Annotated in this window: 11 protein-coding genes; 1 reads left to right on the top strand and 10 read right to left on the bottom strand. The window is 64.2% G+C overall.

Annotated elements, in window-relative coordinates; all coding sequences use genetic code 11:
* Nucleotides 1-31: 31 nt before the first annotated feature.
* The 10 genes from SPH52_RS02965 to rpsB form a co-directional block, all read right to left on the bottom strand.
* The gene (locus SPH52_RS02965) at nt 32-538 is read right to left on the bottom strand and encodes an OmpH family outer membrane protein (protein WP_411793503.1); all 507 of its coding nucleotides are present in this window, start codon (nt 536-538) and stop codon (nt 32-34) included.
* Between the two features lie 26 nt (nt 539-564).
* Nucleotides 565-2,907, bottom strand: a complete 2,343-nt coding sequence (gene bamA / locus SPH52_RS02970) for an outer membrane protein assembly factor BamA (RefSeq protein WP_411793504.1) — start codon at nt 2,905-2,907, stop codon at nt 565-567.
* Nucleotides 2,908-3,027: 120 nt separating this feature from the next.
* Complete coding sequence (gene rseP, locus SPH52_RS02975) at nt 3,028-4,386, bottom strand: sigma E protease regulator RseP (protein ID WP_411793505.1); 1,359 nt, start codon at nt 4,384-4,386, stop codon at nt 3,028-3,030.
* 43 nt (nt 4,387-4,429) lie between these two features.
* Nucleotides 4,430-5,623: a 1-deoxy-D-xylulose-5-phosphate reductoisomerase gene (ispC, locus tag SPH52_RS02980; protein ID WP_411793506.1), complete on the bottom strand. Its 1,194-nt coding sequence runs from the start codon at nt 5,621-5,623 to the stop codon at nt 4,430-4,432.
* Between the two features lie 16 nt (nt 5,624-5,639).
* Nucleotides 5,640-6,440 carry a phosphatidate cytidylyltransferase gene (locus SPH52_RS02985; RefSeq protein ID WP_411793507.1) on the bottom strand — a complete coding sequence of 267 codons (801 nt, stop codon included), beginning with the start codon at nt 6,438-6,440 and terminating at the stop codon, nt 5,640-5,642.
* A complete protein-coding gene (gene uppS, locus SPH52_RS02990; protein ID WP_411793508.1) occupies nt 6,433-7,209 on the bottom strand; it encodes a polyprenyl diphosphate synthase in 777 nt (258 codons plus the stop codon). Before uppS ends, SPH52_RS02985 begins: the two co-directional genes overlap by 8 nt.
* A 63-nt stretch (nt 7,210-7,272) precedes the next feature.
* Entirely contained in the window at nt 7,273-7,830 is a 558-nt protein-coding gene (gene frr, locus SPH52_RS02995) for a ribosome recycling factor (protein ID WP_411793509.1), read from the bottom strand.
* 4 nt (nt 7,831-7,834) lie between these two features.
* Nucleotides 7,835-8,596: a UMP kinase gene (pyrH, locus tag SPH52_RS03000; RefSeq protein WP_411793510.1), complete on the bottom strand. Its 762-nt coding sequence runs from the start codon at nt 8,594-8,596 to the stop codon at nt 7,835-7,837.
* Nucleotides 8,597-8,713: 117 nt separating this feature from the next.
* Complete coding sequence (gene tsf, locus SPH52_RS03005) at nt 8,714-9,583, bottom strand: translation elongation factor Ts (RefSeq protein WP_411793511.1); 870 nt, start codon at nt 9,581-9,583, stop codon at nt 8,714-8,716.
* A 168-nt stretch (nt 9,584-9,751) separates the two neighbouring features.
* Nucleotides 9,752-10,498 (bottom strand): 30S ribosomal protein S2, encoded by a 747-nt coding sequence (gene rpsB / locus SPH52_RS03010; RefSeq protein ID WP_411793512.1) that lies wholly within the window; start codon nt 10,496-10,498, stop codon nt 9,752-9,754.
* Nucleotides 10,499-10,813: 315 nt separating this feature from the next.
* On the opposite strand from rpsB, the gene map reads away from it, so the two are divergent.
* Entirely contained in the window at nt 10,814-11,605 is a 792-nt protein-coding gene (gene map, locus SPH52_RS03015; RefSeq protein ID WP_411793513.1) for a type I methionyl aminopeptidase, read from the top strand.

Genomic DNA, 11,605 nt, shown 5'->3' on the forward strand with positions numbered 1-11,605 from the left:
GCGTGCGGCAGGGTCGACCTGCCGCAATGGATCAGTTGAGAGAGTTGAGGATTTCGATCACTTCACCGGTCAGGTTGGGCAGGTCCCGATCGGAATGCAGCACGCCCTGGGGCTCCACCAGTACCTGGACCCCATGCCGCGAGATAACCTGTTCCACGGCCTGATCGAGCTTCGGCTCGGCCTGCTGCAGGAACTCCTGCTCGGCGCGCATCTGCTCTTCCATGATCTGCTGGCGCAACTGCTCGAAGCGGCTGCCCTTCTGCTGGAATTCCTGAATCAGGGACTGGCGCTCGGCATCGGGAAGGCTATCGCCCTCCTGCTGCAGGCGCTGCTGCAAGCGCGACAGTTCCTGGCCCAACGACTGTGCTTCCTGCTGTTGCCCGGACAAGCGGCTCTCGAGCTGCTGCATCGAGCGCTGGGCGGCATCGGAAGCGAGTAACGCCTGGCGCCAATCCAGCACCGCAACCTCGGCCGAGTGGGCCGGCGCTGCCAGGGCGACGGACAACCCCAGGCAAAGAATGGCTGTCAACTTGCGCATGTGGGGATACCCTCCTGGGGGCCGGATCAGAAAGTCTGACCCAGCGAGAATTGGAAGAACTGGGTGTCATCGCTACCTTCGGCATTGAGCGGCTCGGCAATGCTGAAGGTCAGCGGCCCTACTGGCGTCAGCCAGGAGAGGCCCACGCCGATGCTGTAGCGAAGCTCGCCCAGGTCGACCCCCGAAGAGCAGCGTGAAGGGCCGTCCCCTTCCACTACCGGGTAGCAACTGGTCAGGAAGGTATTACCGGCGTCGACGAAGAAGCCGGTCTGCAGCGAACGCTGATCCTCGATGAAGGGTAGCGGGAATAGCAACTCGGCGCTGCCTTCGATCAGCACGTTACCGCCCATGGTACGGTCACGCCCGGATTCGCGCGGCGTGGTGCGCTGCCCCAGGGTGTTGCCAGTAAAGCCACGCACCGAGCCCAGGCCGCCGGCGAAGAAGTTCTCATAGAACGGATAGGGATCGCTGCCGATGCTGTCGGCATAGCCCAGGGTGGTGCCGAACTTCAGCGCCCAGGTCTCTTCCTCATTGAGGGCGAAGAGCTGCTGGGCACGGGCACGCAGCTTGAAGTAGTCGGCGTCACTGCCCGGCGCTGCGGTCTCGAGCGACAGGCGCTGATAGTCCCCGGAAGTGGGCATGATGCCGCGGTTGAGATTGTTGCGCGTCCAGCTAGCGGTGAGCTTGAGGCTCTGCGCGCTCTCACCCTGCTCCTCGACGTAGCGCACGATCTCGGAGGCGGTATCGCGATAGGTCTTGACCGTCAGGTCCTCGAGGCTGGCACCGAAGTTGAGCCGCGACAACTCGCTGATCGGATAACCGAAGTTGATCCCCGCGCCGTAGGCGTCGGTGGAGTAGGTCGAGATATCCGAATCCTCGTAGTTGGTCTCGCGGTAGAACAGGTTGTAGCCGCGCGAGATGCCGTCGAGGGTCCAGTAAGGGTTGGTGTAGCCGAAATTGACGCTGGTGAAGGTGTCGCTGCGCTGGGCGCCGATGTTGACCCGGTTACCGGTACCCAGGAAGTTGTTCTGGGCCAGTGCCGCACCGTAGATCACCCCGGCGCTCTGGGAAAAGCCGATGCTGGCCGAGATCGAGCCGGACGGCTGCTCTTCCACCGTATAGGTGACATCGAGCTTGTCGGACTCGCCGGCCACCGGCTGAGTTTCCACTTCTACCTGACGGAAGAAGCCCAGCCGTTCCAGGCGGCGGCGCGACTGGCTGATCGAATCGGTGGAGGCTGGCGCCCCCTCCATCTGGATCATTTCACGGCGCAGCACCTCGTCCTGCGTAGTGGTGTTGCCGATGAAGTTGATACGTCGCACGTAGGCGCGCCGCCCCGCATCCACGCTGAAGGTGAGATCGACGGTGGAACCATCGGCCCGCGGCTGCGGTACGCCCTCGACCCGGGCAAAGGCAAAGCCCTCGGCACCCAGTCGCGAGCGCAGTGCTTCGGTGGAAGCCGTGACATCGCTGCGCGAGAAGATGTCGCCACTCTCCACCTGCAACAGGTTGCGTGCCTCGCGCTCGCTGATCTGCAGATCGCCGACGAAACCGATATTGCCCAGGCGGTACTGACCGCCCTCGTCGACGTTGACGGTGACGAAGATCTGCGACTTGTCCGGGCTGATCGAGACCTGGGTGGAGGTGATGTTGAAGTTGACGTAGCCACGGTCGAGATAGAAGGAGCGCAGCCGCTCCAGATCCCCCGCCAGCGCCTCACGGGAGTATTCGTCCTTGGAGAACCAGCCAAAGAAGCGACCCGGACGGTCGTTGAGCTCGAAGACCTCGCGCAGTTCGTCGTCGTCGAACTGACGATTGCCGACGATGTTGATCTGGCGGATCTTGGCCACGGCGCCTTCGTTAATGTCGATGTCGACCTGGACCCGGCCCTCGTCGATCTGCCGTACGCTGGTCTCGATACGGGCGCTGTAGCGCCCCTGGGCCTGGTAGACGCCCTCGAGTTCGCGCTGGATGTCCTCGAGCGTCGAGATCTGCAGCACCTGGCCTTCCGCCAGCCCGCCTTCGCGCAGTCCGCGGCGCAGATCGTCCTCGGAGAGCCGCCGATTACCGCTGATGTTGAGCCGTGAAATGGTCGGACGCTCGACGACCTGGATCACCAGCACGTCGCCGTCGCGCGCAAGCTGGATGTCCTCGAACAGGCCGGTGGCGAACAGGCTGCGGGCCGCCTCGGCAAGCTCGCGGTCATCCACCTGATCTCGCGCACTGATGGGAAAGGCGTTGAAGACGGAGGCGGCGGAAACCCGCTGCAACCCTTCCACGCGAATGTCTGAAACTTCAAAAGATTCGGCCAGCACCGTACTGGAACCGGCCAGCAGCAGTGCCGCCAGTCCGAGGGTCTTGATATTCATGCAGTCGCTTCGCTCGCGTTGATCCGCCTGCCTGTCCAGACAGGCACCATATACATATGTGCGGGTGACTGACAAGGCAGAGCGAAGCTCTGCCTCCCTGTGCCCCGAAAGGGGCGCTTGCTACCAGAGACGCATCAGATCGAAATACAGGGCCATCAGCATCAGCATGCCAACCAGCGCCAGACCGATCCGCAGCCCGAACGCCTGGGCCCGCTCCGAAACCGGTCGGCCGCGCACCACTTCGACGAAATAATAAAGCAGGTGGCCGCCATCAAGTATCGGAATCGGCAAGAGATTGAGCACCGCCAGGCTGATCGAGAGATAGGCCAGGAAGCTGACGAAGCTCTCCAGCCCAGTGCGCGCCGTATCCCCAGCCATCTGAGCGATGGTGATGGGGCCCGACAGGTTGGTCGGCGAAATCAGCCCCACCAGCATCTTGCGAATGGCGTCCAGCGTGAGGAGCGTCATTTCGCCGGTGCGGTTCACGGCCTGCCCCACCGCCGCCACGGGACCGTAGCGGATCTCGCGCCGAAACTCCTCGGGCCACTCTACCGGCTCGACGCCGGCGCCGACATAGCCAATGGAGGCCCCCGTCTCGAGTTCACGTGAGCCCGGCATGAGCGTCAACACGAGACGCTCGTCGCCACGGGCGACTTCCAGCTCCAGGGCCTCACCGGGGCTGGCCCGAACCACACTGACGAAGTCCATCCACTCATCGATGGCCGTGCCGTTGACGGTGAGTATCTCGTCGCCGCTCTCGAGTCCTGCCTCGGCGGCGGCCTGGCCTTCGATCACCTGGCCCAGCACGGCGGGGAAACGCGGCTGCCAGGGCGTAATGCCAAGCGTAGCCAACGGCTGGGGCGGATCCTGGCGCACCAGGTAGTCCTGCACGGGCAGCCGGTATTCGCGCGGGTCGGCGGAAGCCTCCTCGCGCGCCTGGATCGTCAGCTCGCCGCTGAAACCGATATCGGCGATCAGGCGCAGGTTGATCTCGTCCCAGGAGCGTACGCCATTGCCCTGCACCGCGACGATCTCATGACCGTGCTGCAGGCCGCTGCGAGCTGCGGGTGAGTCGGGGCTGACATCGCCCACCATCGGGGCCACCGTGGTGGTACCGGCAACGAACAGCGCCCAATAGGCGACGATGGCGAGCAGGAAATTGGCCAACGGGCCCGCTGCGACGATGGCGATGCGCTGCCACACCGTCTTGCGGTTGAACGCTTCGTGGAGCTGATCACCAGGCACCGGGGCTTCGCGTTCGTCGAGCATCTTGACGTAGCCACCAAGCGGAATGGCGGCCACGGCGAACTCGGTCCCGTGACGGTCGACACGGGACCAGATCGGCTTGCCGAAGCCCACCGAGAAGCGCAGCACGCGGACACCGCAGCGACGCGCCACCCAGTAGTGACCGTATTCGTGGAAGGTAATCAACAGGCCCAGCACCACGATGACGGCCAGCACGTTCTGGATCAGGCCCAAAGAAGCCTCCTTGAAAAACTACGCTCTACCGGTGCGAACCGGCTCATCGCCTTTCCAGCCACTCGCGCGCGCCCTGGCGCGACCGGGCATCGGCAGCGAGGATGGTTTCCAGGTCGCTGCCCGCCTCGACCGGCAGCGCCTCCAGAATTTCGGCAACCAGCTCGCCGATCCCCAGGAAACTCAACCGACCCGCCAGAAAGGCGTCGACGGCCACCTCGTTGGCCCCGTTGAGAACGGCCGGCGCCGTGCCGCCCAGCCGCATGGCCTCGCGAGCCAGCCGCAGGCAGGGAAAGGCCGTCTCGTCGGGCGCCTCGAAGTCGAGCCGGGCGATCTGGAACAGGTCCAGCGCCTCGACCCCGGCCTCGATGCGCTCCGGCCAGGCCAACCCGTAGGCGATCGGCGTGCGCATGTCCGGATTGCCCAGTTGCGCCAGCACCGAACCGTCGCTATAGGCGGCCATGGAGTGGATCACGCTCTGCGGATGCACCACCACCTGTACCTGCTCGGGGCGGGCATCGAACAGCCAGCACGCCTCAATGAGCTCCAGTCCTTTGTTCATCAGCGTGGCGCTGTCCACCGAGATCTTGCGCCCCATCGACCAGTTGGGGTGGGCACAGGCCTGCTCGGGCGTCACCGTGGCCAGGCGTTCCCGCGTCCAACCACGAAAAGGGCCGCCGGAAGCGGTCAGCAGCAGCTGGGTCACGCCATGACGGGACAGACCACCGCGATGCTCGGGTGGTAGACACTGGTAGATGGCATTATGTTCGGAATCGATCGGCAGAAGCGTGGCGCCATGACGCGCCACGGCATCCATGAACAGCGCCCCGGACATCACCAGCGCCTCCTTGTTGGCCAGCAGCACACGCTTGCCGGCGCGCACGGCTGCAAGCGTCGGCAGCAATCCTGCGGCGCCGACAATGGCAGCCATCACCACGTCCACCTCGGTGGCACTTGCCACCTCCATCAGCGCCCCCGCTCCGGCACGCACCTCGGTGGCCAGGCCCGCCTGGGACAGCTGCTCACGCAGCCAGGCGGCGTCTCGCTCGTCGTCGAGCACCGCCACGGCGGGACGATGATACAGACATTGCGCCAGTAGTGCCTCGCGGGAGCGGTGCGCGGTCAGTGCGTGCACGCGGTAGCGCCCGGGGTGACGTGCGACCACATCGAGCGTACTGGTACCGATGGAGCCGGTGGCCCCCAGCACCGTGACGCTCTGCTGCCGAAGCGGCTCGCTCATGTCACCGCCACCCACTTCACAGAACACCAAGGGAGAACAGGGCGAAAAGCGGCACGGCGGCGGTCAGGCTGTCGATACGGTCGAGCACCCCGCCATGGCCGGGCAGCAGGTTGCTGGAGTCCTTGATACCGCGAAAGCGCTTCAGCATGCTCTCGAACAGATCACCGAGCACCGAAACCAGTGTCACCACCGCAGTAACGATCACTAGCCCCAGGCCTCCCGCCACGCCCAACCCCTGCCATACGGCGAACAGCAGCGCCAGCAGCAGCGTCACGACGGCACCACCAGCGACGCCCTCCCACGACTTGCCAGGGCTGACCGCCGGTGCCAGCTTGCGACGCCCCCAGGCGCGGCCGCTGAAGTAGGCGCCAATGTCGGCCCCCCACACCAACAGCAGCACGTAGAGCAGCCACACGCCGCCGGTGTCGCGCAGCACGTTGAGGCCGACCCAGGCCGGCAGCAGCACCCACAGCCCCATGGCCAGACGCGTGGCAGTGGACTGCCATTGCTCGCGCTGCGCCGGGTAGCGAGTGACCCAGTATAGATTGACGAGCCAGCCAACCACTGCCAACCACAGCGGCCAGGCCGCAAGGGCGGCACCGAAAACCCACAGCAGCAACATCAGCAGCGCCAGGCCGGCCACCAGCACCAGGCGCTGGCGCGTATCGGCCACTCCGGCGAGATTGGTCCACTCCCAGGCGGCCAGCATCACGATGGCCCCGGTGAAGGCGGCGAACAGTACACCCGTGAGGCCGAACAGGCCGGCCAGCATCAGCGGCGCCAACCACGCCGCGGTAATGATCCGCTGTCTAAGCACCTTCGGCCTCGATCTGTTCGTCGGTCATCCCGAAGCGGCGCTGCCTCCGGCGAAAGTCGTCCACTGCCATGTCGAAGGCTTCGCTATCGAAATCTGGCCATAGCAGCGGCGTGAAATAGAGTTCGGCATAGGCCATCTGCCAGAGCAGGAAGTTCGAAATGCGCTGCTCGCCGCTGGTGCGAATGCAAAGGTCCACCGGCGCCTCGACGGCCAGGCACAGCTCGCTCTGAAGCCGGTGTTCATCGATCGTGGCGGGGTCGAGTTCGCCGGCCACGGCGCGCTCGGCCAGGCGTCGAGCCGCCGTGGCGATGTCCCAGCGACCGCCGTAGTTGGCAGCAACCACGAGGTGCATACGCCGGTTGTCGCGGGTCAGCGCCTCGGCCTTGTCGATATACTTCTGTATGGACGGGGAAAAGGCGCTGCGATCACCGATCACCGAGAGTCGGATACCATTGTCATGCAGCTTTCTCACCTCGCGCTTGAGCGCAATGAGGAACAGCTCCATCAGGGCACGAACTTCGGCTTCGGGCCGGCGCCAGTTCTCGCTGGAGAAGGCAAACAGGGTAAGGGTCTCGATACCGCGTTCGGCGGCACGCCGTATTACCGCACGCACGGCCTCGACACCGGCACGATGGCCGCGAATGCCGGAAAGCCCACGCGCACGCGCCCAGCGATTGTTGCCGTCCATGATGATCGCCACGTGTCGCGGCAGGTCGTCGCCGGGCGGCTTCGGTGGCATCTGCGATGCGGAGGTCTGCGCTGACGTCATGGTGTCTCGCAATGGGGATGGGAGGACCGGACAGCGACACGACAGGCCACCGTCCGGCGCTGCTCAGACCTGCATCAGGTCATGTTCCTTCGCCTCGAGCTGCTTGTCGATCTCGGCAATGTACTTGTCGGTCAGCTTCTGGATCACGTCTTCGCCGCGGTGCTGCTCGTCCTCGGAGATTTCCTTGTCCTTGAGCAGGGTCTTGAGGTCGTTGTTGGCGTCGCGACGCACGTTGCGCACCGCTACGCGGGCGTTCTCAGCCTCGGCGCGGGCCTGCTTGATGTAGCCCTTGCGCGTCTCCTCGGTGAGCATCGGCATCGGCACGCGGATCACGTTGCCTGCGCTCGAGGGATTGAGGCCCAGGTCGGAGGACATGATCGCCTTCTCGATCTTGGGCACCAGGTTCTGCTCCCACGGCACTACCGAGAGGGTGCGGGCATCTTCCACGTTGACCGAGGCGACCTGGTTGAGCGGCACCTGGCTGCCGTAGTAGTCCACGGTGACCGAATCGAGGATGCTGGAGTGAGCACGCCCGGTGCGGATCTTGTTGAAGTTGGCATGAAGGGCGTCGACGCTCTTCTTCATGCGACTTTCAGCATCTTTCTGGATGTCATTGATCACTGTATCAACCTCTGTCTATCAGCGTGCCTTCCTTGCCGCCCATCACCAAGTTCAGCAGGGCGCCCGGCTTGTTCATGTTGAAGACGCGAACCGGCATGTCATGGTCCCGCACCAGACAGATAGCGGTCAAATCCATGATGCCGAGCTTCTGATCGAGCGCGTTATCGTAGCTCAGATGATCGTATTTGACCGCATCGGCGTGCTTCACCGGATCCTTGTCGTAGACGCCGTCCACCTTGGTGGCCTTGACCACCACGTCGGCGTCGATCTCTATGCCGCGCAGGCAGGCCGCCGAGTCGGTGGTGAAGAAGGGGTTGCCGGTGCCGGCGGAGAACAATACCACGTCTCCCGATGTCAGGTAGCGAATCGCCGTGCGGCGATCGTAGTGCTCGACCACGCCGCTCATGGGGATCGCCGACATCACCCGCGAGCGAATGTTGGAGCGCTCCAGGGCATCGCGCATGGCCAGGGCATTCATCACCGTCGCCAGCATGCCCATGTGGTCGCCAGTGACGCGATCCATGCCCGCCGCGTTCAGCGCCGCACCCCGGAACAGGTTGCCGCCACCGACCACGATACCCACCTGAACCCCGATACCGACCAGTTGCCCGATCTCCAGCGCCATGCGGTCGAGCACCTTGGGGTCGATGCCGAAGTCGTGCTCGCCCATCAGGGCCTCGCCGGAGAGCTTGAGCAGGATGCGCTTGTACTTCGACTTGTCGGCGCGGGTCTTGGCGGGATTATCGACGTGATCGGGCGTGGACATGGCAACACTCCTGGGCGCAAGGGGATGAAGCAACTCTAACAGCTGGCCGACGCAGCGGCCGGATACGAGAAGGCGTGCGCTCGCGCGCACGCCATCATCGCACTGGAACCTCTGACCTTAGCGACGGCCAGCCTGTTCCATGACTTCCTTGGCGAAGTCGACCTCTTCCTTCTCAATGCCCTCACCCACCTCGAAGCGGGTGAAGCCCAGCACCTCGCCACCAGCCGCCTTGACGAACTCGGCCACGGACTGGTTGGGATCCTTGACGAAGGGCTGCTCGGTCAGGCTGTTCTCGGCCAGGTACTTCTTCAGACGGCCTTCGACCATCTTCTCGGCAATCTGCTCCGGCTTGCCGGCCATGTCGGGCTGGGCCAGGATGATTGCCTTTTCCTTGTCGAGCTGCTCCTGAGGCATGTCCTCGGGCAGCGCCACGGCCGGATTGATCGCGGCCACGTGCATGGCGACGTCCTTGGCCACTTCGGCGTTACCACCCTTGAGCACGGTGAGCACGCCGATACGGCCGCCGTGGACGTACTCGCCCACCAGCGCACCTTCCGGCGCCTCGACCACGGCGCAGCGACGCACGCCGATGTTCTCACCGATCTTCTGCACCAGTTGCTCACGGGCGCTCTCGAGCTCACCGGCCATTACGGCCGCGACGTCTTCGCTCTTGGCGGCGAAGAAAGCGTCGGCGACCTTGTCGGCAAAGGCCTTGAAGTTGTCATCACGAGCAACGAAGTCGGTCTCGGAATTGATCTCGACCACCACGCCGTAGCTGCCATCCTGGGCGACGCGGGTCGCCACGGTACCTTCGGCGGCGGTACGGCCGGCCTTCTTGGCGGCCTTGAGGCCCGAGTTCTTGCGCAGGTTCTCGATGGCGACTTCGATGTCACCATCGGCTTCGGTGAGCGCCTTCTTGCACTCCATCATGCCGAGCCCGGTACGCTCGCGCAGTTCCTTGACCTGGGAAGCGCTGATCGCTGCCATGGTATTCACCTCTTGATAAGTGGAACCCGGGTAGGTTCGACCTGGTAATAAGGGCGCCGGACCCTTGGGCCCGGTGCAATCCCGCCCCGCCGCAGCGGAACGGTCGCGGGCAGCCGCCTTGGTTGGCCGCCCACCCGGGCCGGCAGTGCCGACCCGGGCGACTCGCCGTTACTCGGCAGCGGCAGCCGCGTCGCCGCCTTCACCTTCGGTGACCTCGACGAACTCGTCGGGACGGCCTTCTTTCGCACGCGCGCAGGCGTCGGCGATCGCCTTGACGTAGATTTGGATGGCGCGAATGGAGTCATCGTTGCCGGGAATCACATAGTCGACGCCGTCCGGATCGGAGTTGGTATCCACCACGCCGATGACCGGGATGCCGAGCTTGTTCGCCTCGTTGATGGCGATGCGCTCGTGATCCACGTCGATGACGAACAGGGCATCGGGCAGGCCGCCCATGTCCTTGATGCCGCCAATGGAACGCTCGAGCTTGTCCTGCTCGCGGGTCGCCATCAGGACTTCTTTCTTGGTCAGCTTGTCGAAGGTGCCGTCCTCGCGCATGGTCTCGAGGTCGCGCAGGCGCTTGATCGACTGACGAATGGTCTTGTAGTTGGTCAGCATGCCGCCGAGCCAGCGGTGGTTGACGAACGGCTGACCGACCCGGTTGGCCTCTTCCTTGATGATCTTGCTCGCGCTGCGCTTGGTGCCGACGAACAGGATCTTGTTGTTGGAAGCGGCCATCTTCTCGACCACGTCGATCACCTCATTGAGGGCCGGCAGGGTGTGCTCGAGGTTGATGATGTGGATCTTGTTACGAGCGCCGAAGATGAACTTGCCCATCTTCGGGTTCCAGTAACGGGTCTGGTGACCGAAATGTGCGCCCGCCTTGAGCAGGTCGCGCATATTGACGTGTGCCATGGGTGACTCCTGAAAAATCGGGTTAGGCCTCCACGTACCCCATGGATCCGACCGCCGGGATTTACCGCGGCAGCACCCGGGACCATGTGCCGGTACGTGTGTGTTTTCAAGGCTGTTGAGTTAACGGCTCGAGCCGCGATGTGCCGCTGCTCGCCGCCGACGCTTCGCCACCTCGCCGGCCGACCAGGCCAAGGCCGTGGCGGCGACGATTGCAGGAAAGCGCGCGGCTTTATACCATAGTTCGCCAACGAGATGAAGTCGCCCGCCGTCCTTGGCTACGCTGTCGGCGCTGCAACCCCTCTGAACCGAGATTCCATGAACATACCCATCAAGACGCCCGACGAAATCGAGAAGATGCGTGAGGCCGGCCGCCAGGCCGCCAGCGTGCTGGAAATGATAGCACCGCATGTCACGGTCGGCGCGAACACTGGCGAACTGGACCGGCTTTGCCACGACTACATCGTGAGCGAGCTGGGCTCCACTCCCGCACCGCTCAATTACCACGGCTTCCCGAAGTCGATCTGCACCTCGATCAACCATGTGGTATGCCACGGGATCCCCGACCCCGAGAAGAAGCTGAAGAAAGGCGACATCATGAACATCGATGTCACCGTGAAGACAGCCGACGGCTACCATGGCGACTCCAGCGTCATGTTCATCGTCGGCGAGAGCATCCAGGGCGAGCGGCTGTGCCGGGTGACACAGGAGTGTCTGTACAAGAGCATTGCCCTGGTGCGTCCGGGCGTGCGCCTGTCGCAACTGGCCCGGGCGATACAGCAGCACGCCGAGGCCAACGGCTACTCGGTGGTGCGTGACTTTTGCGGTCACGGCATCGGCGCCACCTTCCACGAGGACCCGCAGGTGCTTCATTATGACGGCTACGCTCCCGAGGCCGATGCCACCCTGGCCGCCGGCATGTGCTTCACCATCGAGCCGATGATCAACGTCGGCGGGCACCAGACCAAGGTGCTGCGTGACGGCTGGACCGCCGTGACTCGGGACAAGAGCCTTTCCGCGCAGTGGGAGCACACGCTGCTGGTTACCGAGACCGGTGTCGAAGTACTCACGGCACGCCACGAGGAAGACTTCTCCTTCCTCGACCACTGA

The organism is Halomonas sp. A29 (assembly GCF_046723295.1).
Taxonomy (GTDB): Bacteria; Pseudomonadota; Gammaproteobacteria; order Pseudomonadales; family Halomonadaceae; genus Halomonas.

Coding starts and splice junctions, on each gene's coding strand:
- rpsB (WP_411793512.1), bottom strand. CDS start 10,498: ATGGCACACGTCAATATGCGCGACCTGCTCAAGGCGGGCGCACATTTC.
- pyrH (WP_411793510.1), bottom strand. CDS start 8,596: ATGTCCACGCCCGATCACGTCGATAATCCCGCCAAGACCCGCGCCGAC.
- SPH52_RS02965 (WP_411793503.1), bottom strand. CDS start 538: ATGCGCAAGTTGACAGCCATTCTTTGCCTGGGGTTGTCCGTCGCCCTG.
- ispC (WP_411793506.1), bottom strand. CDS start 5,623: ATGAGCGAGCCGCTTCGGCAGCAGAGCGTCACGGTGCTGGGGGCCACC.
- map (WP_411793513.1), top strand. CDS start 10,814: ATGAACATACCCATCAAGACGCCCGACGAAATCGAGAAGATGCGTGAG.
- uppS (WP_411793508.1), bottom strand. CDS start 7,209: ATGACGTCAGCGCAGACCTCCGCATCGCAGATGCCACCGAAGCCGCCC.
- bamA (WP_411793504.1), bottom strand. CDS start 2,907: ATGAATATCAAGACCCTCGGACTGGCGGCACTGCTGCTGGCCGGTTCC.
- tsf (WP_411793511.1), bottom strand. CDS start 9,583: ATGGCAGCGATCAGCGCTTCCCAGGTCAAGGAACTGCGCGAGCGTACC.